Origin of the sequence: Microbacterium psychrotolerans (genome assembly GCF_031085295.1) — a bacterium.
Taxonomy (GTDB): Bacteria; Actinomycetota; Actinomycetes; order Actinomycetales; family Microbacteriaceae; genus Microbacterium; species Microbacterium psychrotolerans.
The window spans coordinates 23,420-46,251 of record NZ_JAVFWO010000010.1; the positions used below are offsets into that span (position 1 = coordinate 23,420).

At 70.8% G+C, this 22,832-nt stretch carries 20 protein-coding genes; 13 read left to right on the forward strand and 7 right to left on the reverse strand.

The genetic code is table 11. The features are described 5' to 3' along the window. Nucleotides 1–61: 61 nt before the first annotated feature. On the reverse strand, nt 62–2,005 hold the full coding sequence (locus Q9R08_RS20505) for an anthranilate synthase family protein (RefSeq protein WP_308870091.1): 1,944 nt from the start codon (nt 2,003–2,005) through the stop codon (nt 62–64). A gap of 175 nt (nt 2,006–2,180) precedes the next feature. After that, nucleotides 2,181–3,482: a low temperature requirement protein A gene (locus Q9R08_RS20510; protein ID WP_308870093.1), complete on the reverse strand. Its 1,302-nt coding sequence runs from the start codon at nt 3,480–3,482 to the stop codon at nt 2,181–2,183. Between the two features lie 73 nt (nt 3,483–3,555). Between Q9R08_RS20510 and ispG the strand changes: the two genes are divergently transcribed. The 4 genes from ispG to Q9R08_RS20530 are packed head-to-tail and all read left to right on the forward strand — an operon-like array spanning nt 3,556 to nt 7,576. Next, nucleotides 3,556–4,707: a flavodoxin-dependent (E)-4-hydroxy-3-methylbut-2-enyl-diphosphate synthase gene (ispG, locus tag Q9R08_RS20515; RefSeq protein ID WP_308870094.1), complete on the forward strand. Its 1,152-nt coding sequence runs from the start codon at nt 3,556–3,558 to the stop codon at nt 4,705–4,707. Continuing rightward, nucleotides 4,707–5,588 (forward strand): aminoglycoside phosphotransferase family protein, encoded by an 882-nt coding sequence (locus Q9R08_RS20520; RefSeq protein ID WP_308870096.1) that lies wholly within the window; start codon nt 4,707–4,709, stop codon nt 5,586–5,588. Before ispG ends, Q9R08_RS20520 begins: the two co-directional genes overlap by 1 nt. Nucleotides 5,589–5,627: 39 nt before the next feature. Then, complete coding sequence (locus Q9R08_RS20525) at nt 5,628–6,374, forward strand: metallophosphoesterase family protein (RefSeq protein ID WP_308870098.1); 747 nt, start codon at nt 5,628–5,630, stop codon at nt 6,372–6,374. Continuing rightward, nucleotides 6,371–7,576 (forward strand): benzoate/H(+) symporter BenE family transporter, encoded by a 1,206-nt coding sequence (locus tag Q9R08_RS20530; protein ID WP_308870100.1) that lies wholly within the window; start codon nt 6,371–6,373, stop codon nt 7,574–7,576. Before Q9R08_RS20525 ends, Q9R08_RS20530 begins: the two co-directional genes overlap by 4 nt. Nucleotides 7,577–7,587: 11 nt before the next feature. Here the strand turns inward: Q9R08_RS20530 and Q9R08_RS20535 are convergent, their stop codons facing one another. From Q9R08_RS20535 to Q9R08_RS20545, 3 genes are all read right to left on the reverse strand, one after another. Beyond that, nucleotides 7,588–7,890: a putative antibiotic biosynthesis monooxygenase gene (locus tag Q9R08_RS20535; protein WP_308870102.1), complete on the reverse strand. Its 303-nt coding sequence runs from the start codon at nt 7,888–7,890 to the stop codon at nt 7,588–7,590. Nucleotides 7,891–7,997: 107 nt separating this feature from the next. Continuing rightward, nucleotides 7,998–8,636 carry a pyroglutamyl-peptidase I gene (gene pcp, locus Q9R08_RS20540; RefSeq protein ID WP_308870104.1) on the reverse strand — a complete coding sequence of 213 codons (639 nt, stop codon included), beginning with the start codon at nt 8,634–8,636 and terminating at the stop codon, nt 7,998–8,000. A gap of 9 nt (nt 8,637–8,645) precedes the next feature. Continuing rightward, a complete protein-coding gene (locus tag Q9R08_RS20545) occupies nt 8,646–10,088 on the reverse strand; it encodes an RNB domain-containing ribonuclease (protein ID WP_308870105.1) in 1,443 nt (480 codons plus the stop codon). A gap of 118 nt (nt 10,089–10,206) precedes the next feature. Between Q9R08_RS20545 and Q9R08_RS20550 the strand changes: the two genes are divergently transcribed. The 5 genes from Q9R08_RS20550 to Q9R08_RS20570 all read left to right on the forward strand — a co-directional run bounded on the left by Q9R08_RS20550 (nt 10,207) and on the right by Q9R08_RS20570 (nt 17,306). Then, nucleotides 10,207–10,743 carry an RNA polymerase sigma factor gene (locus Q9R08_RS20550; protein ID WP_308870108.1) on the forward strand — a complete coding sequence of 179 codons (537 nt, stop codon included), beginning with the start codon at nt 10,207–10,209 and terminating at the stop codon, nt 10,741–10,743. Then, complete coding sequence (locus Q9R08_RS20555; RefSeq protein ID WP_308870110.1) at nt 10,740–11,936, forward strand: hypothetical protein; 1,197 nt, start codon at nt 10,740–10,742, stop codon at nt 11,934–11,936. Before Q9R08_RS20550 ends, Q9R08_RS20555 begins: the two co-directional genes overlap by 4 nt. Nucleotides 11,937–12,084: 148 nt before the next feature. Next, nucleotides 12,085–13,884, forward strand: a complete 1,800-nt coding sequence (locus Q9R08_RS20560; RefSeq protein ID WP_308870113.1) for a proline--tRNA ligase — start codon at nt 12,085–12,087, stop codon at nt 13,882–13,884. A 90-nt stretch (nt 13,885–13,974) separates the two neighbouring features. Beyond that, nucleotides 13,975–15,018 (forward strand): LOG family protein, encoded by a 1,044-nt coding sequence (locus tag Q9R08_RS20565; RefSeq protein ID WP_308870115.1) that lies wholly within the window; start codon nt 13,975–13,977, stop codon nt 15,016–15,018. Between the two features lie 203 nt (nt 15,019–15,221). Next, on the forward strand, nt 15,222–17,306 hold the full coding sequence (locus tag Q9R08_RS20570) for a PhoX family protein (protein WP_308870117.1): 2,085 nt from the start codon (nt 15,222–15,224) through the stop codon (nt 17,304–17,306). Between the two features lie 60 nt (nt 17,307–17,366). Here Q9R08_RS20570 and Q9R08_RS20575 read toward each other — a convergent pair whose 3' ends face one another. Both Q9R08_RS20575 and Q9R08_RS20580 read right to left on the reverse strand, forming a co-directional pair. Next, entirely contained in the window at nt 17,367–17,888 is a 522-nt protein-coding gene (locus tag Q9R08_RS20575; protein ID WP_308870119.1) for a pyridoxamine 5'-phosphate oxidase family protein, read from the reverse strand. Nucleotides 17,889–18,007: 119 nt separating this feature from the next. After that, nucleotides 18,008–18,826 (reverse strand): DUF1206 domain-containing protein, encoded by an 819-nt coding sequence (locus Q9R08_RS20580; protein WP_308870121.1) that lies wholly within the window; start codon nt 18,824–18,826, stop codon nt 18,008–18,010. A 138-nt stretch (nt 18,827–18,964) separates the two neighbouring features. Here Q9R08_RS20580 and Q9R08_RS20585 point away from each other — a divergent pair, with 138 nt between their 5' ends. The 4 genes from Q9R08_RS20585 to Q9R08_RS20600 all read left to right on the forward strand — a co-directional run. Continuing rightward, entirely contained in the window at nt 18,965–20,932 is a 1,968-nt protein-coding gene (locus Q9R08_RS20585; RefSeq protein WP_308870123.1) for a lipase family protein, read from the forward strand. A gap of 170 nt (nt 20,933–21,102) precedes the next feature. Further along, complete coding sequence (gene nusA / locus Q9R08_RS20590) at nt 21,103–22,092, forward strand: transcription termination factor NusA (protein WP_308870125.1); 990 nt, start codon at nt 21,103–21,105, stop codon at nt 22,090–22,092. 71 nt (nt 22,093–22,163) lie between these two features. Then, nucleotides 22,164–22,418 (forward strand): YlxR family protein, encoded by a 255-nt coding sequence (locus Q9R08_RS20595; protein ID WP_308870127.1) that lies wholly within the window; start codon nt 22,164–22,166, stop codon nt 22,416–22,418. Between the two features lie 91 nt (nt 22,419–22,509). Continuing rightward, nucleotides 22,510–22,832, forward strand: a 323-nt coding sequence (locus tag Q9R08_RS20600) for a translation initiation factor IF-2 N-terminal domain-containing protein (RefSeq protein WP_308870129.1), incomplete at its 3' end; no start/stop codon positions are given.

Genomic DNA, 22,832 nt, shown 5'->3' on the forward strand with positions numbered 1-22,832 from the left:
CCGAACCCGAAAGAGGTCGCGACACGCCGCGAACCCGGGAAGAGGGGAAGAAACGCCGCGCTCAGCCCTCGATCGGCGTCAGAGCCTGCTCGACCAGGCGCTGCAGCGTGGTCATGCCGTCCCGCGACAGGATCGACTCCAGGTGCCCCTGCACCGACGCGAAGCCGGGCCCGCGCAGCGCGTAGACGTCGCCCGCGGCGTCCGCCGCGATCTCCGCTGCGCCGGCGCTCGTGGTGCCGGCCGGGACGCGGGCCGTGAAGGTGTTGTAGAAGCCGATGGATGCCGGCATCCCGAACACGTCGACCGACTTCTGCAGTCCCTGGTGCGGCGCATCCAGCGGCGCGAGGTCGATGCCGAAGGTGTCGGCGAGGATCTGGTGGCTCAGGCAGACCGCGAGGATCGGCCGCCCGCTCTCACGCCGTCGCGCGACCACTTCGCGCATGCGGCGGATGCGGGGGCTCGACTCGTCGCGCGGGTCGCCGGGCCCGGGTCCGGATACCAGGAGTTCGGCGTCATCGATCTGCGCGTCGGTCACCTCGTCCCACGGCGCGATCCGCACGTCGAGCCCGAGATGGCGCAGCTGATGGGCGAGCATCGTGGTGAAGCGATCCTCGGCGTCGACGACGAGCGCCGACCGGCCGGCGAACGGCGCAGGCCCGTCCGACCCCTGAGGGTTGAGCCAGAACTCCGCCAGGCGTCCGTTGCGGGAGGCCAGCAGCTCGGCGATCGACGGATCGTCCGCGAGGCGGCGGGGCGCGGGAGCGGGAGCGTCCTCGTCGATGACGTCCGCGTCGGGCGCGGCGACGGCGGCGGCCTCGGCGGCGGCGTCACGGGGCACCGCGCCGATGGCGCCGAGCACGCCCGCGGCCTTTCCGTGGGTCTCGCCCACCTCGCCGTACGGGTCCGAGTGGCGCACGAGCGTGGCCCCGACGGGGACACGCAGCCGGCCGTCCTGCAGGTACGCGGTTCGGATGAGGATCGGCGCGTCCAGGTCGTGGGTCGCCTCGCCGGCCGCGAGCGTCAGACGCGGGGTGAACAGCGCGGCCACGCCCGAGTAGTAGCCCCGCGGGGTGGTCTCGTGCCGGGTGATGACGGTGCAGGCGTTCTGCATCGGCGAGCCGGTGACGGTCGGCGCGAACATCGTCTCGCGGAGGATGTCACGCGGATCCAGCCGGCTGCGCCCGCGCAGCACGTATTCGGTGTGGGTGAGTCGCGACATCTCCTTGAGGTGCGGACCTGTGATGCGGCCGCCGTCGGAGCAGACGGCGCTCATCATCTTGAGCTCCTCGTCGACGACCATGAACAGCTCCTCGGTCTCCTTCGTCGAGCGGAGGAACTCGGTGAGCGTCTCGGCGGTCGCCCCGCCGGCGGGGTGACGGAACGTGCCAGAGATCGGGTTCATCGTCACGACGCCGTCGCGGGCGCTCACATGCGCCTCCGGGCTCGCGCCGACGGCGACGTGGCCCGGTGTGACCACCGCGAACGTCCAGTAGGCGCCGCGCTCATGCTCGAGGAGAGCCCGGAACCAGGTGAGGGCGGCGGTGGCGGCATCCGTCGACACACCCGCGGTGAAGTCGCGGCGGATGACGAAGTTGGCGCCTTCGCCGCGCCCGATCTCGTCGGCGATCACCCGCCGCACGATGCCGGCGTACTCCTCGTCGGCGATGTCGAAGCCAGCATCCTGCAGGGCGACAGGCTCGGTCGGCAGCTGGGCCAGGGCCTCGTCCCGGGGGAGCGCCGTCCGCTCGCGGACGATGAGGCAGCGCAGTGGCGCGCCGTCGTCGTGGCACTCGAAGCCGCGCTCGCGCACCTGTCGGAACGGCACCAGCGCGAGCACCTCGCGCGGTGTTCCCGAGGCGTCGGTCAGCGGGATGTCGGCGAGCAGGTCGACATCGACCACGTCGCCGGTCAGCAGCTCGACCGTCGTGTCGTCGCGGGCGATGAGGGCGAAGGCGATGCCGCGGTCGGCGATCTCGCGGAGCGAGGGGTGGGCGGGCCCGGTCATGGCTGTGGTTCTTTCGTCGTGGGGAGGCATCCCTTACGAAAAAGAAGACCGCCCCGAGGGCGGTCTGGGTCGCGCGAAACCCACCGCCTATGCGGTGAGCCACCAGGTGAGGCGTGCGGACATGCGCCGAACCTACCACACCGCTCGTGGCCTCCGTCGACCCTCGATGCCGTCGTTACGTCTGCCGCGCGTGCTCCAGCATCTCGGCTCCGTGGCGCCAGCCGACGGTCTCGTAGCCGACCACCACCACGGCGGGCGCGCACGCGATGAACAGCAGCGCCACCCCGAGCGACGCACCGAGCGTGACGGCGATGACGCTCGCGGCGAGTGCGGCGACCGAGCCCAGGTAGAGCCAGACGTGGAACGGATCGAACTGCATCACGGTGAGCGCGTAGATGCCGAACAGGAACGTCTCGTAGACGAGTACCGGAATCGCGATGCTGAGCACCGCGAAGGTCTCGTCGACGTGCGCGTGATGCGAGATGACGTTGGCGGCGACGTGGAGTCCCGCGCCGACCGCGATCAGCGAGCCGAAGACGAAGAGGTGCAGGTAACCCCAAGGGAACCCGCGCCAGCGATGCCGCTCGAGCACCTGGCCGAACGGGATGGCGAAGTAGTTCCACCACATGCCGAACGCCAGGGCCGTGCCGCCGAAAGCGATGAGAGCTGCCTCCAGGGACCACACGTCGCCCTGGATGACCGCTGAGATCGCCAGGATCGTGCCGAGGATGACCTCGCCCAGCGTGATGATGACGAGGAGGCCGTAGCGCTCGGCGATGTGGTGCGGATGCCACGGTGTGGGTCCGAAGCGCTTCTCGGCGAACAGCGGTCCCGCCAGCTCGAACAGCATCAGCAGCGTCGTGAACACCAGGGTGGTGCCGACGGGCAGGTTGAGGAAGATCAGCGCGATCCATCCGAGCTGCGCGATCGAGACGTTGACGATGTAGGCGACGCAGGTCCTGCGGCGCGCCTCGTCCTGCACGGCGGCGCGGATCCAGAGCGCGATCGTCGCGACGCGCATGACGACGTACCCGAGGACCATGACGGTGTTGTCCAGATAGTCGCCGTCGTCGATGGAGTGGAACACGTCCGGCACGCCGAGGGCGACGATGAGCACGCCCACCATCACGACCAGCGTCGAGACGCGGAAGTAGATGTCGTCGGTGTCGTACGCCGACGCGAGCCAGCTGTAGTTGATCCACGCCCAGGTGACTGCGAAGGTCGAGAACGCGAACCCGATGATGGCCGAGCTGACGTGCCCGAGCTCGAGGAGATGCGCCATCTGGGACGAGATCTGGCTGAACGCGACGACGAACGTCAGGTCGAACAGCAGCTCCAGGGGTGTCGCTGTCCGGTGCGCCTCGTTCGGGTCCCTGCCGGTCATGCGTCCGAGGTGGTGGCTCAGGCTCATGGCGGGAAGATACACCGTCAGCGAGACGCTGCCGAAAGCGAGCGGCTGCTCGCGGGGTTCCGGCATCCGCTCAGCACTTCGGCAGGGCTCTCCCGGCGACGCCGAGGCCGGCGGGCGCCCCGCCGCGTAGGCTGGTCACGTGCCAGCCGTCAATCTCGGGATGCCCAAGGTCCCCGAAACGCTCGCCCCCCGTCGCAAGACCCGCCAGATCAAGGTGGGCAAGGTGCTGGTCGGCGGCGATGCGCCGGTGAGCGTGCAGTCGATGACGACCACGCCGACGACCAACATCAACGCCACGCTCCAGCAGATCGCCGAGCTGACCGCGTCGGGCTGCGAGATCGTGCGCGTCGCCGTGCCGTCGCAGGACGACGCCGACGTGCTGCACATCATCGCGAAGAAGAGCCAGATCCCGGTGATCGCCGACATCCACTTCCAGCCCAAGTACGTGTTCCAGGCGATCGATGCCGGCTGCGGCGCGGTGCGCGTGAACCCGGGCAACATCCGCAAGTTCGACGACCAGGTCGGCGCCATCGCCGCCGCCGCGAAGGCGGCGGGAGTGTCGCTGCGCATCGGCGTCAACGCCGGCTCGCTCGACCGGCGTCTACTCGAGAAGTACGGCAAGGCGACTCCCGAGGCCCTCGTCGAGAGTGCCGTCTGGGAGGCATCGCTCTTCGAGGAGCACGATTTCCACGACTTCAAGATCTCGGTCAAGCACAACGACCCGATCGTGATGGTCAAGGCCTACCGGCTGCTCGCCGAGCGCGGCGACTGGCCCCTGCACCTCGGCGTGACCGAGGCGGGCCCCGCGTTCCAGGGCACGATCAAGTCCGCGACCGCCTTCGGCATCCTGCTCGCCGAGGGCATCGGCGACACGATCCGCGTGTCGCTGTCCGCGCCGCCCGCTGAAGAGGTCAAGGTCGGCCACCAGATCCTGCAGTCGCTGAATCTGCGCGAGCGCAAGCTCGAGATCGTGTCGTGCCCGTCCTGCGGCCGTGCCCAGGTCGACGTCTACACGCTCGCCGACAACGTCACCGAGGGTCTGAAGGATATGACCGTGCCGTTGCGCGTCGCGGTCATGGGCTGCGTCGTCAACGGCCCGGGTGAGGCCCGTGAGGCCGACCTCGGCGTCGCTTCGGGAAACGGCAAGGGGCAGATCTTCGTGAAGGGCCAGGTCATCAAGACCGTCCCCGAGGCCGACATCGTCGCCACGCTCATCGAAGAGGCCAACCGCATCGCCGACGAGATGGGCCCGGGCGCGCCCGTCGGCACCGCGCAGGTCGTCACGTCCTGATGGGTCTGGGCCGCCTGTCGGCCCTGCAGCGCGCACGCGTCGATGCGTGGCTGCCGGGGGCCGAGGTCGTCGCCGACCTCAGCTGGAACCAGGTGGAGACGGTCGTGCTCCGGGTGCGTCAGGCCGGCCGCGAGCTGATCGTCAAGGCCTCCGGCGACGGCGACCACCATCTCGGTCGAGAGCTCGACGCGCACGAAGGCGGCTTCGTCTCGGTGTGGCAGCAGGGCGGCCATGCGGCGCGCCTGCTGCACTCCGACCGCGCGGCGCGGGTGCTGGCGCTCGAGTGGCTGCCGGGTGAGCTGGCGTACCGGACGCCCGCGGGTGTGGACCCTGAGGTCCACCGCCGCGCGGGAGAGCTGCTGCGGCGGTTCCACGACCAGTCTTCCCGCCCGTCCGATGGCGCGGATGCCGCCGCCACGCGTCGCGCCCTGCTCTGGCTCGACACGTCCGACGCCATCGCGCCGGACGTGCAGGCGCGGTTGCGACACGCACTCGCCGCGCTGCCTCCCATCGACGCGGACCTCGTTCCCACGCACGGCGACTGGCAGCCGCGGAACTGGCTGGTGGACGCCGGCGTGGTCCGCGTGATCGACTTCGGCAGATTCGCATTACGGCCGGCCGCGACCGACTTCGTGCGGCTCGCGGCGCAGGAGTGGCGTGAGAATCCGGCGTGCGAGGCTGCGTTCTTCGAGGGATACGGCCGCGATCCCCGGCGCGGATCCCGCGCGTCCGGCCGAGGGGTCGGTTCGTCTCAGTGGCTGCTGCTGAGGCTGCGTGAAGCCATCGGAACCGCCTGCTGGGCGCATCAGGTGGGGGACGAGGCGTTCGAGGCGCAGGGCCACCGCATGATCGCCGACGCGCTCGCCGAGTTCGAGGGCTGACGCCCGCGGTCCCGCCGAGAGGCGTGGCATGATCCGAGGATGCCTCTCGACCGGATCGCCCTCATCTCCGACGTCCACGGGAATCTGACTGCTCTCGAAGCGGTGCTCGACGACATCGCCGGCCGCGGCATCGGCCGGATCATCAACCTGGGCGACAACATCGGCAAGGGCCCGCGCGGTGGCGCCGCCACCGAGCGCGTGCGCGACGTATGCGAGGTGAACATCCGAGGCAACTGGGACGATTTCATCGGCAGCGTCGGCGACGACCAGCCGGAGGAGATGCGGTGGTGGCGGGACGAGCTCTCGTCGGAACAGCGGCGCTGGCTCGGCGGCCTCGCGCTCAGCCACGACCTCGTGATGAGCGGCCGGCAGATCCGGCTGTTCCATGCCTCGGCCGAGAGCCCGCACGTGCGGGTGCGGCTCCGCCACACCGACGAGGAGTTCGACGGCATGTTCCGCGCCACGGCGATGACCGGCGACGGCCCCGAGCCGACCGTCGTCGGGTACGGCGACATCCACGACACGTATCTCGAGTCCCGCGACGGCCGCACCCTCTTCAATGCCGGCAGCGTCGGCAATCCGCTCGACGAGCCGACGCCGAGCTACGTGATCCTCGAGGGCGTGCTCGACGCCGCGGAGCGCGCGCCGTTCGAGGTGCGTTTCCTGCGCGTGCCGTACGACATCGACGCCGAGGTCGCGGCGGCGCAGGCCGTCGGCATGCCCCAGCGCGATGTCTGGGAGGTCGAGCTCCGCACCGCCGTGTACCGCGGACGGCAGGGCGCATGAGCGCCGCCGCCGGCTCGGCGCCGACGGGGGCCGCCGCGCCGCTGTCGCGGCCGATCGTCGCCGGGATCGTGACCGCGCTGGTCGGGGTCACGAGCTCCTTCGCCGTCGTGCTGACAGGCCTCGACGCCGTCGGCGCCACGCGCGCGCAGGCGGCGAGCGGGCTGCTGGTGCTGTGCCTGACGATGGGCGCTTCGGCGATCCTCCTCGCCTGGCGGTATCGGATGCCGATCACGGTGGCGTGGTCGACGCCCGGCGCCGCGGTCCTCGCCGCCACGGGCTCCGTCGAGGGCGGCTGGTCCGCGGCCGTCGGAGCGTTCCTCGTCACGGCCGCCCTGATCCTGCTGACGGCCCTCTGGCCGCAGCTCGGCCGCCTGATCGCCCGGATTCCCCCGTCGATCGCCCAGGCGATGCTCGCGGGTGTGCTGCTGCCGCTCTGTCTCGCGCCCGTCACCGGAGTCGTGGCGAACCCGTGGGGCGTCGTCCCCGTCCTGCTCACCTGGCTGGTGTTCGTGCGTGCGGCACCGCGCTGGGCCGTACCGCTGGCGTTCGTCGCGGCATCCGTCGTCATCGGCGTGCATGTCGCGGTCACCGGCGCGACGATCGACCCGGCCCTGCTGGTGCCGCGGCTCGAGTTCACGGCGCCCGTCTTCACCGTCGGAGCCATCGTCGGTCTGGCGCTGCCGCTCTTCCTCGTGACGATGGCCTCGCAGAACGTCCCGGGCGTCGCCATCATGCGCAGCTTCGGCTACGAGGTGCCCTGGCGCCCGGCGATGCTCGTGACCGGCCTGGGCACCGCCCTCGGAGCGACCGCGGGCGGGCACGCGATCAATCTGGCCGCGATCAGCGCGGCGCTCGCCGCGGGGCCCGACGCCGACCCCGACGCGAAGCGCCGCTGGGTCGCCGGGGTGTCCACGGGGGCCGGAGGCATCGTGCTCGGCGGTCTGTCGGCGGCGCTCGTCGCCCTCGTGGTGGTGTCTCCGGATGCCGTCATCCCGGCGGTCGCCGGCATCGCGCTGTTCGGCGCCTTCGGTTCGGCTGTACAGCAGGCGATCGACGACCCGGGGGAGCGGCTGCCTGCCGTGGTGACGTTCCTGGTCGCGGCGTCGGGTGTGGCGATCGCCGGCGTGAGCGCGGCTTTCTGGGCGCTGGTCGCGGGACTCGTGGTTCGCGAGGTGCTCCACGCGGGACGCCGCTCACGCTGAGGATCAGGGCGTCAGCGGCGCCCGGAGGCTCGCCGGCGACTGAAGGCCGTGTAGGCGCCGAGGAGGCGCGGCACGACGATGTAGACCGCGAGCGGCACGACGACCGCCGTCAGCACGAGCGCGCGCAGGACCGGGTGCCACGACTCCGACACCGGACCGAGCAGCAGCATGCCGATGGACACGAGCGGGAAGATCGCCAGCCACGTCACGACCGCGCGCACGTGGACCGAAGGGGGCGCAACCGGTGCGACCGGTGCGACGACGTTCTCCCGGTCTCCTTCGGCGGCGGCGATGTCGGTGGCAGTGTCGCTCATGGGACTCCTCGGGTGCGGCATCCGGATCGGTGGGTGGGGCAGTGGAGTCTTTCAAGCCCACGGCACCGGCGAGTATTCCGCGGGCGTATGACGCGACGGCTGGGATGTCAGTGCAGGGTGCCGCCGGGGGCGGAAACGTCGGCGGTGATCTCGAGGCTGGTGCGCACGGCGATCTCGAGCGCCTGCGCGATGTCGGCGAGGGGCAGAGCTGCGGAATCGGACGACGGCGCGTGTTCAGCCGACCAGGGAACGTGGATGAATCCGGCGCGGGTTGCCGATTCCGCCGACTCGAGCGCCGTGAAGAAGACGTGGTTGCAGACGAACGTGCCTGCCGAGTGCGACACCTCCGCGGGGATGCCGGCCGCGGCGATCCGCCGTGCGATCTCCTTCACCGGCAGTGTGGCGAAGTGCGCCGCCGCTGCACCCGGCACGCTCGGCACGTCGATCGGCTGCTCGCCGACGTTGTCGGGGATGCGGGCGTCCACCAGGTTCACGGCGACGCGCTCGACCCCGATCGCGGCGCGGCCGCCCGCCAGCCCGGCGGCGATGACGATGTCCGGCCGGTGCTCGGCGAGCAGCTTCCGCAGGCTCCCGGCCGCCCCGGTGAACGTGACCGGCAGCACGGCCGTGACGAGCACCTCGGGCCCCTCCCAGTGGGCGGCGACGCGGTGGACCGCCTCGCCCGACGGGTTGGCGGCGTCGCCGCCGAACGGCTCGAACCCGGTCAGCAGCACGGTCGTCGTCACGACACCAGGCTAGGCGGTCGGCTCGAGCACGATGGATCCCGTCGCGATGGAGGCGCTCCTCAGACGCAGCCGCACCGTCGATCCAGGGACGGCGTCGAGCCCGGCCACCTTGGCGGTCACCGGTGGATCCGTCAGCTGCACCCGTGATCCGTCGTTGCGCCGGCCGAGCACCACGGCCTCGAAGACCTGCCCTTCATGCCGCGAGAGCAGCGCCGCCTCGACCCGGTCGAGGGTGGCGGCATCCAGCCGGTTCGCCACGCCGTCGCTGCGCGCCATGATCTTGGGCAGCGTCGGCAGGCTCTCCCGCACCCATGCCGGCACCTCGCGCCGATTCGCCAGCGCTTCACAGGTGACGAGCGACCACCGATCGACCAGCCGGCGCAGGGGAGCGGTGGCGTGGGCGTACGGCGCGCCGATCGCCGCCTGCAGCGGATCGGCGGGCGCGCTGCCGTCGAAGGCCGCGTAGCCGGCGCCGCGGAACAGGCCCGCGGCGGCATCCAGGATCGCCAGCGCCGCCGGCTGATCGCGATCGAGCGTGCGCAGATAGTCGCCGTAGGAGACGCCTGGCGTCCACGGGATCCCGAGTGCCTCCGTCTGTGCCCGGAACGCCGCGACGTCATCGATGTCGGCGGCCGGCATGGTGCGGAGGATGCCGACCCCTCCGCGCAGCATGAGGTCGGCCGCTGCCATGCCCGTCAGCAGGGACACCTGTGCGTTCCAGTCCTCGACGGCGAGCGGCGCGTCCCGTTCCAGCCGGTACCCCGAATCGTCGGGGACCATGCGGGTCTCTGGCACGTTGAGGCTCACGCCGCCGCGCTCTGCCTCGCGTTCCAGCCGCAGTTTCCCGAACCAGGCGAGCGCCTGCAGGGCATCCGGCGCGGTGCCCGCGTCGATCGCAGCCTGGGCATCCACGTACGTCCACTGGGCGCGCGAGCGGATCACCGCGCGGCGCAGGGAGGTCTCGAGCGGCCGTGCGCCGTCGTCGAGGACGAATCGCCACACGAAGGCGCGCCGCTCGCCCCCGGGCAGGAGCGAGGCGGCGTCCTCGCTGAGGGCGGGCGGATGCAGCGGGATCCGGCCGTCGGCCGCGTACAGCGTCTGCCCGCGCACGCGCGCCTCGCCGTCGATGGCGCCGCCCCGCATCACGAAGGCCGGCAGATCGGCGATCGCGTAGTGGAGCACCGCCCCCGTCGGCATCCGCTCGAGGTGCAGCGCCTGGTCGAGATCCGTCGAACCTGCGGGGTCGATCGTGAGGAACTCGATGTCCCGCAGGTCGTCGAGCTGCGCCGCCGCCGGATCGGCCGGGACGTCGCGCGCCGCCTGCCGTGCTTCGGCGTCCACCGCTGCCGGGAAGCCGTCCGGAAGGTCGAGGTCCGTCCGCAGCTGCGCAAGCGACTCGATCAGGTCGTCGTGGGCCCGCGCGGGGACCACTCGGGGGCGACGTGCGGGCACCCGCTCAGTGTAGGCAGACGGCCCGCCGAGCGCGCGGAGCGCGGAATGACGTCGCGCCGCTCCCGGCCGCCGCCCAGTGGGATATGAACCATCCGCGCGAACCCGGACACTACAGGGTATGGAAGATGATGACGCCTCCCTCTGGGAGCGGGTCCTGGCCGGCGACGAGGCCGCGCTGGCATTGCTGTTCGACCGTCACGAGGCTCGTCTCTTCCGGCACGCACGCCGTCTGCTGACCGCGCGAGAGGATGCGAAGGATGCGGTGACGATCGGATTCTTCGAGCTCTGGCGCAAGCGGGAGTCGGTGCGCCTCGTGGACGGCTCGCCACTCCCGTGGCTGCTCAACACCGTCTCGAACTGCGCCCGCAATCTCGAGCGCTCCGGCCGCCGCTACCGGACGCTCCTCGCACGAACGCCGGCCGCCGCGAACCCGGGAGCACCAGAAGGCCCGGACGAGACCGGTGTGCTCGCCGCTCTCAAGAGGCTGCCTGCTCGCGAGCAGAGCGTCGTGGTGCTGACGGTCCTGGAGGGTTATCCCGACCGGGCGGCGGCCGAGACGCTCGGTATCCCTGTCGGCACGGTGAAGTCGCGGCTCGCCCGCGCCAAGGCCAGGCTGCGCGAAGAGATGGCTTCGATCGAGGGAGCATGGGCATGAACGACGACCTCACCCCGCACGAGCAGGCAGAGATGCGGGATCTCGTCCTCGCCGGCGCGCAGCGCATCCGCCCCGCGGGCAAGCGCCAGGTGCGCATCGCCGCCGGCGCGATCGCGCTCGTGCTCATCGGCGTGGTGAGCGGCGGCGCGATCACGACCGCCGCGCTGCTCGGGTCCGACGCCCGGCCGGCGCCGGCGCCGACGACGAGCGAGACCCTGCCCACGCCGTCTCCGTCGCCGACCCGCGAGACGACCCCGACTCCGACCCCGACACCTACCACTCCGGCCGTATCAGCGGGGGGCGTCACACCCTTCGGCGGCGAATGCGCGAACGCGCTCGACGAGGCGAGCGTAGAGGCGGTCGCGAAGATCGACATGATGCTGTCCGACTACCGCTGGAAGACGGGCGCGAATGAGGTGCTCGGGGGAATCGACTGCGTCTGGGTGTCGGACGGCGTCTACCTCGCGGCCACCGCACATCTGATGGCCTATCCCGAGGCCGTGGTCGACGACGCTCTTCAGGCCGGCACCGCGACCGGGTGCGCGCCCGTCACCGAGGACGGGACCCAGGTCGAATGCACGGAGGCGGGCGTGGTCAGCGGCACATGGATGGTGGTCCGGGCCACAGGCCAAACGGACTCCGTGACGGCGGTCGGTGTCGCCGGCCTCTTCGCGGAGGCGTCTCGCGGCCTGACCGATCACCCCGCTCCCAGCCCTGCGGCACGTACGGCCGAGTGGTGGGCGCTGCCCGACTGCGCTGCGATCGCCGCATCCATCGACCCCGCCGTGTACGGCTTCGAGCGCGTGGCACTGCTTGCCCAGAGCAGCCGCGGCGAGCCGACCGAGCGGCTGGAGGGCGTCGCGCTGTACGCGCGCGCCGCGAGTTGGTGCGAACTGCATTTCACATCGGGAAGTGGAGATACGACCTCGGGCGAGGTGGTCCGCATCGACGTCGTCCCTGGCGGCGCCATCGCGTTCCAGACGGCGCTCGACGCGACGGACGCGCAGCCGGTGACGGTCGACGGGGCAGAGGCCGCAGTGATCGCACCCGGACTCGACCGTTACGAGGGATCCGGCTCCGTGGTCGTCGCGACCGATGGCGTCAACGTCCTCATGGTGACGCCCGACTTCATCCGCAGCACGACGGACGCGCTTCCGCTCACCGCGGCTGTGCTCGCGCTCATGCACCCCTGACTCCGCCACCCGGCCAGGTTCACCCACCCGGCGGCGCGGCTGCGCCCACGCGCATGGACGCTCGGCCCGACGCGCCGGCGCCGAGCGGGGGAGGTTGGGAAGATGCCGGGAGAGAGCGCGGCATCCGTGCGTCCTAGACTTGACCCTCGTGGTCACCCGTCTGTCGCACTTCTTCCTCCGCACGCTTCGTGAAGACCCCGCCGACGCGGAGGTGACGAGCCACCGGCTGCTCGTGCGCGCCGGTTACATCCGGCGTGCCGCGCCGGGTGTGTTCACCTGGCTGCCGCTCGGGCTCAAGGTCAAGGCGAAGATCGAGAAGGTCATCCGCGACGAGATGACCAGGGCGGGCGCGTACGAGGTGCACTTCCCCGCCCTGCTGCCGCGCGACCCGTATGAGGCGTCCGGCCGCTGGACCTCGTACGGCGACGGCATCTTCCGCCTGCAGGACCGCAAGGGCGCCGACTATCTGCTCGCGCCGACGCACGAGGAGATGTTCACGCTGCTCGTCAAGGACCTGTATTCGTCGTACAAGGACCTGCCGCTGACGATTTATCAGATCCAGGACAAGTACCGCGACGAGGCCCGGCCGCGTGCCGGCCTCCTGCGCGGGCGCGAGTTCACGATGAAGGACGCGTACTCGTTCGACTACACCGACGAGGGGCAGGACACGTCGTACCAGTCGCAGCGCGACGCGTACGAGCGGATCTTCCAGGCGCTCGGACTCGAATACGTCATCGTCGCCGCCGACAACGGGCTGATGGGCGGCGCCCGCTCGGAGGAGTTCCTGCACCCGACGCCCGTCGGCGAGGACACGTTCGTCCGGTCTGCGGGCGGCTACGCCGCGAACGTCGAGGCGTACACGACCACCGCACCGGCGCCGATCCCCTTCGACGGCACCGGCGCGCCGGTCATCTTCGACTCTCCGAACACTCCGACGATCCAGACGCTGGTCGACCACGCGAACGCGCACCTCGACGCTCCCGCGTCGGGGATCGCCGGCCCCGCGACCGACGGTGCCGCGGAGTGGACGGCGGCGCACACGCTCAAGAACGTCGTGCTCGCGCTCACCCATCTCGACGGCACCCGCGAGCTGGTCGTCGTCGGCGTCCCCGGCGACCGCGACATCGACGACAAGCGCGTCGAGGTGGCCTTCGCGCCCGCGGCCGTCGAGCCCGCGACCGAGCAGGACTTCGAGAAGCATCCGCTGCTCGTGAAGGGGTACATCGGTCCGTGGTCCGAGACCGGGGCCGTGCTCGGCGAGGAGTCGGCGACGGGCATCCGCTACCTCCTCGACCCGCGTATCGCCGACGGCACGGCGTGGATCACCGGCGCCAACATCGACCAGAAGCACGTCCACACCCTCGTCGCCGGTCGCGACTTCGCCGGTGACGGTTTCGTCGAGGTCGCGAACGTGCGCGCCGGAGACCCGGCGCCCGACGGCTCCGGGCCGGTCGAGCTCGCTCGCGGTATGGAGATCGGACACGTCTTCCAGCTCGGGCGCTTCTTCGCCGAGACGCTGGGCCTCAAGGTGCTCGACGAGAACGGCAAGCTCGTCACCGTCACGATGGGCTCGTACGGCATCGGCGTCACCCGCATCCTGGCGATCATCGCCGAGCTCAACAACGACGACAAGGGCCTGATCTGGCCGCCCTCGGTGGCGCCGTTCGACGTCCACGTCGTCGCGGCGGGGCGTGAGGCCGGCATGTTCGACGTGGCCGAGAAGCTGTCGGCCGATCTGGAGGCATCCGGCCTCGACGTGCTCTACGACGACCGTCCCAAGGTCTCTCCGGGCGTGAAGTTCGGCGACGCCGAGCTCGTCGGCGTCCCCAAGATCGTCATCGTCGGCCGTGGCGCCGCCGAGGGGCAGGTCGAGCTCTGGGACCGCCGCACCGGCGAACGAGAGGTCGTGTCCATCGCGGACGCGGTGGCGCGCCTCACGGCACGCTGAGCCTCGTCTGACCCCTGGGGTCGGAGCTGGTCCTCCGGACGCTCCGCCCGCGTCGGCCCGCGCACGCGCGGGACGTGGCAACGTGGAGGCATGAACCACAGCGCTGCGGTGCCCCCTGAGGTGACCGAGGACCTGCGCGGGATGCTCGCGGATGCCGGGATCACCGACAACGCCGATCTCGTCGCCCGCATCGTCGCGACCGGGATCGGCCTGGGCATGGACCGAGCAGACCGGCTCGACCTGAAGATCGCGAGCGCGGCCCTCACCGAGATGCGCGCCGCGTTCCAGCTGTTCGCGCCGTATGAGGACCTGCCCAAGGCCACGATCTTCGGCTCGGCTCGCACCCTCCCCGACGACGCGCTGTACCGGCAGGCCTCGGAGGTCGCCGCGGCACTGGCCGAGAGCGGATGGCTGGTCGTGACAGGCGCGGGTCCCGGGATCATGCAGGCGGCGGCGGAGGGAGCCGGTGCCCACAACTCCCTCGGCGTCTCGATCCGGCTTCCCTTCGAGGAGAAGCCGAACGCGATCGTCGGCGAGAACGCGCGGAACGTCACCATGAAGTACTTCTTCACGCGCAAGCTGATGCTCGTGAAGGAGTCGAAGGGCTTCGTGTGCGTGCCCGGCGGGTTCGGCACGCTTGATGAGATGTTCGAACTGCTCACGCTGCAGCAGACCGGAAAGGCCGACCCGACGCCGATCGTGCTCCTGGACGCCCCGGGCGGAACGTTCTGGTCGGGACTCCGGCGCTTCGTCGACGACCACCTGCTGCCGTCGGGAGTCATCTCCGAGGGCGATTTCGATCGCGTCGTGGTGACGGACTCGGTCGAGTCCGCGGTGGCCGCGCTGACCGGCTTCTATCGCAACTACGACTCGCTGAGGTGGGTCGGCAAGCGCCTCGTGCTGCGTCTGAAGAGCGAGCCGACGGATGCCGAGGTCTCGGCGTTGAACGCCGAGTTCGGCGCCCTGCTCACCGAGGGGCGCATCGAGCGCCGCGGGCCGCTCCCGATCGAGCGTGAGGACGACGACCGCGTGGAGCTGCCGCGCCTGGTGCTGCGGCTCAACCAGTTCCGGGTGGGCGAGCTGTACCGCCTGATCGCTGCGGTCAACGCGCTGGACTCCGCGCCGCCGGCCTGATGCGACGCGGGCGGACGCGGCGAGCGCGAATGACAGGGTCTGAGCCGGCGCGCGAGCCGCGGCATCCGTCTCCTGTATGAGGTCGCCGCACGGGTCGTCTGGATGAGGCCGTTCTCATGCTTCCGTCGTTCGCCGTTCACCTGCGGTTCCGGTGAGCGTCGCCGCACGGGACGAGGCTGACGGCATTCCCGGCCGACGCCGCCATGCCTGCAGAGAGGGCCCTCGTGAGCATCATCGAAGGATTCCGCCGTTCCCTTCCCCTCGCCGACCACGCGCGCGGCAAGCGCCTCGCGGCGACGTGCCAGTACAAGTGCGCGAACGCGTGCCTCGGGCCGGAGTGCAATTCCTCGCACAACGAGACCTTCCAGGAGGTGGCCTCGGCTGCACTGTCGCGCCGTGCGCTCCTCGGTCTCGGCGCCGCAGGGGCCCTTGCGATCGCCGTCGGGGGTCTTCGGTCCCAGACGCCGCTGTCGGCGCCCGGTTCCGCGGGCGCCGGAGGCGCGGGTGCGGCGTTCGCGCGTCCCGCGGGTGGGAGTCTGCCGTTCGATCCGATCGCCCCGGTGAACCGGCTCGTCGACGAGTTCACGGTTCCGTCGGGCTACACCTGGCGGCCCATCATCCGGTGGGGCGACCCCCTGTTCTCGAACGCTCCCGCCTTCGACATCAACGGCCAGTCGCCCGCGGCTCAGGCCCTGCAGTTCGGCTACAACTGCGACTACCTCGACATCGTCGCCGACCCCAGCGGTAAGACGGGCGTCCTGGTGAACAACCACGAGTACGTCAACCCCGAGATCATGTTCCCGCCGTCGACCGACCCGGCAGAGCTGCAGCGCCGCGGCGACGTGTTCAAGGCGGCGCAGGGCATGTCGGTCGTCGAGATCCGCCGCAAGCGCACGGGTGAGCCCTGGTCGTACGTCGTCGACGGTGCCCGCAACCGCCGGATCACGGTCGAGACCGTCTTCGAGCTGACCGGCCCCGCGGCCGGCAGCGACCTGGTGAAGACCGCCGCCGACCCCGAGGGTCGGTGGGTGCACGGCACGCTGGGCAACTGCGCAGGAGGCACGACCCCGTGGGGCACGATCCTGTCGGGCGAGGAGAACTTCAACGGCTACTTCGCGTGGGCGGCCGACACCCCGGCCCAGAAGCGCTATCAGGCCACGCCGTCGACTTCCACCTCCACCGGGTGGGAGAAGTACGACCGCCGCTTCGACGCGCACAACGCCGAGTACGTCAACGAGCCCAACCGGTTCGGCTACATCGTCGAGATCGACCCTCAGGACCCGACGTCGACGCCCCGCAAGCACACCGCGATGGGCCGCTTCAAGCACGAGGGCGCCAACGTCATCGTCGCCGAAGACGGCCACGTGGTCGCGTACATGGGCGACGACGAGCGCAACGACTACCTGTACAAGTTCGTGTCGAAGAACAAGATCTCAGGCTCGCGCAAGAAGAACATGCAGCTGCTGAGCGAGGGCGACCTGTATGTCGCCCAGTTCCGGGGCAACTCCCCGGCAGGCGAGATCGTCGGCACCGGAGCGCTTCCGAGCGATGGGCTGTTCGACGGCTCCGGCAGCTGGATCGCGCTCACGCAGAACGGTCAGAGCGTCGTGCCCGGCTTCACCACCGAGCAGGTCCTCGTCTACACGCGTCTCGCCGCGGACGCTGTCGGCGCGACGAAGATGGACCGCCCTGAGGACGTCGAGCCCAGCCCGAAGACGGGCAAGGTGTACCTGGCGCTCACCAACAACTCCGCCCGCTCCGCCGCGACGATCGACGAGACCAACCCGGTCACCGGCAACCGCTACGGGCATGTGGTGGAGCTCACCGAGACCGCGGGGCAGTCCGGCACCACGTTCGGCTGGAGCATCCTGCTGCTCTGCGGCGACCCCGCCACCTTCGCCAACTCGTATTTCGCCGGCTTCCCCAGGGAGCTCGTGTCACCGATCTCCTGCCCCGACAACGTCGCATTCGACTCGGCGGGCAATCTCTGGATCTCCACGGACGGCGCGCCCAGCACGATCGGCTACAACGACGGCCTCTTCCTCGTGCCGCTCGAGGGCGCCGAGCGCGGCCACGTGCAGCAGTTCTTGTCCGTACCGCGCGAGGCGGAGACCTGCGGCCCGGTGATCCACGACAAGGAGGGGCTCGTCTTCGTCGCGGTGCAGCATCCCGGTGAGGGCGGCACGTTCGCGGCGCCGACGTCACTGTTCCCCGACTACGGGTCGACCCTGCAAGGCGCCGTGCCGACCGCGCCGCGCCCGTCGGTTGTACAGGTCTACCGCGCCTGAGCGACACCGACGAGAGATGCCGCGCCGCCTGGACTCAGGCGGCGCGGCATCGGGCTCCGGTCAGCAGCTGACCTTGCCGTGCGACATCGTGTCGTCGGGCGTGTCCTTCGTGACCAGCGACTTGAGCATGCCCGCAGCCGTGACGAGCTTGCCGTGCCGTGGCTCCCAGAACTCGCACTCCACGGGCGTCACGCGCAACAGCACCAGGCCGGGGGTGTCGAGTCCGTCCTCGAACCAGATGTCGAGGTCGGGGGAGTAGAGCTCCTTCATCTTCGCGTCGTCGCGCACCACCTCGGCGCGCCCGGCGACCGAGACGTAGCGATGCCCCTTCGGGTCGAGGTACGACAGCCCGACGTCGTGCTGCGGGTCGGCCTGCGCCTCGGCCACTTTGCCGGTCCCCGCGAGGGTGAAGAACCAGATGTCGCCCGCGTCGTCCATCTGCCGCGTGCTCATCGGACGGCTCACGAGATTGCCCGCGGCATCCCGCGTGGTGAGCATCGTGAAGTCGATGTCCTCGACCAGCTCCTTGACCCGGGCGATCGCCTCCGGGCCGGTGACGAGATCTTCCTCTGTGTGTGTCATGCCCTCAGGATCGGCGATGCCGCGGATCTCCTCCAGGGCATTGACAGCACGGATGCCGCGCCTCGACGTCGGCCGCGGCACCCGCATCTCTCCGCGGTCGAGGGCCCCTGTGCCCGCACTCACATCCGCGCGACGCGGGCGCGGACCACCGTGAAGATCCCGTAGGCGATGAAGCCCACGCCGACCGTCCAGGCGAGAGCCGGACCCAACGGCAGGGCGAGGAGCGCGTCGACCGCACCGTCCAGCCCGCCGGCGGTCTCGGCGTCCGTCGCCACCGCGGCGATGAGGAGCAGAACCCCGACGATCGTCAGGGCCACGCCCTTCGCGACGAAGCCGACGACTCCGAGCGTCGTGAGCGTGCGCCCCCGCTTGCCGTCCGGGATCCGCATGCGTGTGCGGAAGCTCCGCATGACCCCCATCACGATGAACGCGATGCCGCCGATCCCTATCCCGAGCCCGATGAGCCCGAGCAGGATCGCTCCGCCGGGCACCTCCAGCAGTCCCCGGCTCGCGTCCTCGGCGGCCTCCTCGCCGTCGGGTCGCGCACCGATGGCCACCGCCGCCGAGATGATGCCCAGCGCGATGAAGACCGCGGCCTGCCCCCATTCGGCCAGCCGTCGGCCCCACTTGCGCGCGGCGCCCTTCGCGTCGCCCGACGGATCGCGCGCGAGGAGCCCTTCGGCCGCGTGCCACACGCCCAGCGCCCACAGTCCGAGGGCGATGAGCCACAGGATGACGAAGCCGGCGGGAGCGCCCGCCACCGCTTTCATCGCACCGGCCTGATCGCCCTCGCCGCGCCCGCCCGCGGCGAGCACGATCACGATGACGCCGATCAGGACGTGGATCACGCCGTTGGCGACGTATCCGGCCCGCGCCATGGCCTCGAAGGCGGTGCTGGACTCCGCTTCGCGGGCCAGCTGCTTCGCGTTCGCTTTCACGTGCTCACGCTAGACCCGGGATTCCGCCGGACGAGGGGCTTGACGCGGATCATGCGGGATGTCCGGGGAACGGCGATGGTTCGCCGTCCGCGGTGCGGCCTCAGTGGTCCATCGGCGGGCGGACCTATCATGGGGCGGATGATCCGCGAGGACCGTCGACCGCTCCCGTCCGGATGGAGCGTCGTGCCGCGACTTGTGCGCGGAGCTCCTCCGGCGGTGCTGGTCGTGGTGGGCGCGCTCTCGCTGCTGGTCGGACTTCTCATCGTGACCCGGCCCCTCACCTCTCTCGTCCTCCTGACCGTCTACGTGGGATTGAGTGCCATCTTCTCCGGGGTGGCACGGCTGGTCGCGGCGCCCGAGACAGCGCTGTGGTCCCGCGTCGGCTTCGGCGTCGTGTGGATCGCGCTGGGACTGGCGATCCTCCTCGGCCTCGGCCGCACTCTGGAGCTTCTCCCGGAGATCATCGCGGTGCTCCTGGTGCTCGGCGGTCTGGCGTCGATCTACGACGCGGTGCGGCGGGGGAGTGTCAGCCAGCGCGTGCTCGCCGGCGTCTGGGGCGGGGCACAGATCGCGTTCGGCATCCTGTCGTATGCCTGGCCCGACGTGACGGTGCTCGTCGTCGCGCTGATCTTCGGGGTGCGGACGGTGATCTTCGGCGCGTCGATGCTGGTCCGCGCCGTGCGCGCGTTCGTCGAGGGCAGACGCTCGGTGCCCGCCACCGGCGAGCCCGCCGGGCCGGTCCCGGAGAAGACGCGAACGTCTGCGCGAGACGTGCCCGACGCCGTGGATGCGGCCGCCGCTTCGGCGGAGGCGGCGCCTCAGGCCTCGGCATCCGACTCCGCCGCATCTGCGGGTCCGCCGAGACCTGCTCGTGCACGCGCCGCCTGGCTGGCCGCCGGCCGGTACGCCCTCTCCGCACTGCTGGTGGCGCTCGCCGCCGGCGGCTGGTGGGCGAACGCGTGGTTCGAGGACGGCGCGCAGGTTGTGGACGCCTTCTACGACCCGCCGACCGTCGTGCCCTACGAGCACGGGCGGCTGATCCGCACGGACGACTTCTCGGGGCAGAAGCCCTCCGGCGCCGACGTCCGGCGCATCCTCTACACGACCCGCGACGCGAACGGACAGCCCGCGGTGGCGAGCGCGCTCGTGATCGTGCCCCAGCAGGCGCCACCGGGTCCGCGACCGGTCGTCGTCTGGAACCACGGGACGACCGGCGTCGCCCGTGGCTGCGCGCCGAGTCTGCGCGACGCGTCCGCCACGAAGTGGGCGATACCCGGCCTCGACGAGGCGCTTGCACGCGGATGGGTCGTCGTGGCGTCCGACTACGCCGGGCAGGGCGCTCCCGGCGTCTTCCCCTATCTCATCGGCCGCGGCGAGGCGCGATCCTCACTCGACGCGGTGGTCGCCGCAGGCGAGCTGGACGGTGTCACGCTGTCGAGCCGCACCGCCGTCTGGGGACACTCGCAGGGCGGGCACGCGGCGCTGTGGACGTCGCAGATCGCCGGCGACTACGCCCCCGACCTCGACATCCGGGGCACGGCGCTCCTCGCACCGGCCGCCGAGCCCGTCGAGCTGGCCGAGGAGCTGACCAGCGGCGACGCCAACGCGCTGCTGTCCATCCTCATCTCGTGGGTGCTCGTGCCGTACGCCGACACCTACGACGACGTGGACCTCACCGACTACATCGCCCCGGGCTCGGAGGCCATCGTCCGCGAGATGACGCAGCGGTGTCCCTCCGAGCCCGGCGTCATCGTGTCGGTCGCGACCGCGCTCGGCGTCTCCGAGGACCGCCCGTTGTTCGTGGGCGACCTCACCACCGGTGCCCTCGGCCGTCGCCTCGCGGACAACACGCCCACCGGGCCGTGGGAGCAGCCGATCCTCATCGCCTGGGGCGACGAGGACGAGGTCATCCCACCCCACCTGCAGCGCGAGTTCGTCGGGCGCCTGTGCGCGCAGGGCGACCAGGTCCGCAGCCTCGAGTACCGCGGCTACGACCACCTGCGCACCCTGCTCCCGGGCTCGCATTTCGTACCCGTTCTCATCGCGTGGACCGACGCCCGGTTCCGTCACGCCGACACGCACGTCGACGACTGTCCCACCGAGTAGGCGCCTCAGAACCTGGCCCCGGGGCCGGCTCGTTGCGCCTTCCTTCGAGACTCCACGGCCCCGCGCAGCCGTGTATCGGACTCCCAGATCCACGCGCCGCGGCATCGGGTAACGTTGTAGGGTTCCGGCGCGCGTCGACGCGCCGGTGAGAGCTGAATACGGAGGCCACTGTGGACATCGATCTCGGACTGCTGCGGACTGTCGAGCGCGAGAAGGAGATCCCCTTCGACGAGCTCGTGCGCATCATCGAACAGGCGATCCTGACCGCCTACGCCAAGCACACGTCGCCCACCGGCGAACTGCCCGAGGGCGCACGCTCGGAACTGGACCGCAAGACCGGTCACGTAGCCGTGTTCATCCCCGTCCTCGACGACGAAGGCGCCGTCATCGGCGAGGAGGAGTCGACTCCCGAGGACTTCGGACGCATCGCCGCATTCGCTGCGAAGCAGGTCATCAGCCAGCGTCTGCGCGACATCGCCGACGACGCCGTGCTCGGCGAGTTCCGCGGCAAGGAGGGCGACATCGTTGCCGGCATCGTGCAGCAGGGCCCCAACCCGCGCATGGTGCACGTGGATCTGGGCTCGGTCGAGGCCATCCTGCCGCCCGAGGAGCAGGTGCCCACCGAGGACTACGCGCACGGCGCCCGCCTGCGCGTCTACGTGACGTCGGTGGCCAAGGGCACCAAGGGGCCGCAGATCACCGTCTCGCGCACCCACCCGGGTCTCGTGCGCAAGCTGTTCGCGCTCGAGGTTCCCGAGATCCCCGCCGGACTCGTCGAGATCGTCTCGCTCGCTCGCGAGGCCGGCCACCGCACCAAGATCGCCGTCAAGGCGAACGACCCGTCCATCAACGCCAAGGGTGCCTGCATCGGCGAGCTCGGCCGCCGCGTGCGCGCGGTGACCGAGGAGCTCGGCGGCGAGAAGATCGACATCGTCGACTACGACCCGGAGCTGGCGAAGTTCGTCGCCAACGCGCTCTCGCCCGCGAAGGTGACCTCGAGCTTCGTCCTGGATGCCTCGAACAAGGCCGTCCGGGCCCTCGTGCCCGACTATCAGCTGTCGCTCGCCATCGGCAAGGAGGGGCAGAACGCCCGCCTTGCCGCCAAGCTCACCGGAGCCAAGATCGACATCCAGCCCGACAGCATTCTCGAGGAGGGCTGAGCCGCTCCGGCGGCTCCGCCGCGCCGCGCAGAGCGAGGAAGGGTCCGGGGCATATCGCCCCGGGGTGTAGAATGGAACCTGTACGAACGTGTGTCGGATGCCGCACGCGTGCTCCCCGGTCCACTCTCCTCAGGGTGGTCTCCATCGATTCCGTCCTCGTCCCCGACGAGCGCGCATCGATGCCCGGACGGGGCGCGTGGGTGCACAAGACACCTGAGTGCATGGATGCCGCCCTGCGGCGCCGTGCCTTCGTACGCGCATTGCGTGTGTCAGGCCCGCTTGACACGCAGACCATCGACCAGTACCTACAGCGAACAAAAGGCTGAACGGCTATGGAAACAAAGTGAACGGCTCGAAATGAGACCCGTCCGCGATTAACGGTCTGCCCTGCCTGGGTGGACCCAGACAGGAGAATTTGTGGCTGCCAAACCACGCGTGCACGAGATCGCTTCCGAGCTCGGCGTCGACAGCAAGGTCGCGCTCGAGAAGCTGAAGGCGCTCGGCGAATACGTCAAGAGCCCCTCGTCCACCATCGAACCCCCCGTGGCGCGCAAGCTGCGCGCTGCGCTCGAGGCCGACGGCGTCGGCAAGTCGACTGACGGCGCGCCCGCGGCAAAGCCCGCTGCCGCGTCGCCCGCCCCCGCAGCGGCGAAGCCCGGCGCGTCCGCGGTCAAGCCCGGTCCGGCCGTGAAGCCTGGTCCGGCGCGTCCCGCTGCGGCACCGGCGGCTCCCGCCGCCCC

Bases quoted from the DNA above. Each gene is read 5' to 3' on its own strand.
- Q9R08_RS20520 (WP_308870096.1), top strand. From the start codon at position 4,707: ATGGGTCTGGGCCGCCTGTCGGCCCTGCAGCGCGCACGCGTCGATGCG.
- Q9R08_RS20505 (WP_308870091.1), bottom strand. From the start codon at position 2,005: ATGACCGGGCCCGCCCACCCCTCGCTCCGCGAGATCGCCGACCGCGGC.
- Q9R08_RS20535 (WP_308870102.1), bottom strand. From the start codon at position 7,890: ATGAGCGACACTGCCACCGACATCGCCGCCGCCGAAGGAGACCGGGAG.
- Q9R08_RS20530 (WP_308870100.1), top strand. From the start codon at position 6,371: ATGAGCGCCGCCGCCGGCTCGGCGCCGACGGGGGCCGCCGCGCCGCTG.
- Q9R08_RS20575 (WP_308870119.1), bottom strand. From the start codon at position 17,888: ATGACACACACAGAGGAAGATCTCGTCACCGGCCCGGAGGCGATCGCC.
- Q9R08_RS20595 (WP_308870127.1), top strand. From the start codon at position 22,164: ATGGAACCTGTACGAACGTGTGTCGGATGCCGCACGCGTGCTCCCCGG.
- Q9R08_RS20550 (WP_308870108.1), top strand. From the start codon at position 10,207: ATGGAAGATGATGACGCCTCCCTCTGGGAGCGGGTCCTGGCCGGCGAC.
- Q9R08_RS20555 (WP_308870110.1), top strand. From the start codon at position 10,740: ATGAACGACGACCTCACCCCGCACGAGCAGGCAGAGATGCGGGATCTC.
- Q9R08_RS20570 (WP_308870117.1), top strand. From the start codon at position 15,222: ATGCCTGCAGAGAGGGCCCTCGTGAGCATCATCGAAGGATTCCGCCGT.
- Q9R08_RS20585 (WP_308870123.1), top strand. From the start codon at position 18,965: ATGATCCGCGAGGACCGTCGACCGCTCCCGTCCGGATGGAGCGTCGTG.
- Q9R08_RS20510 (WP_308870093.1), bottom strand. From the start codon at position 3,482: ATGCCGGAACCCCGCGAGCAGCCGCTCGCTTTCGGCAGCGTCTCGCTG.
- Q9R08_RS20525 (WP_308870098.1), top strand. From the start codon at position 5,628: ATGCCTCTCGACCGGATCGCCCTCATCTCCGACGTCCACGGGAATCTG.
- Q9R08_RS20565 (WP_308870115.1), top strand. From the start codon at position 13,975: ATGAACCACAGCGCTGCGGTGCCCCCTGAGGTGACCGAGGACCTGCGC.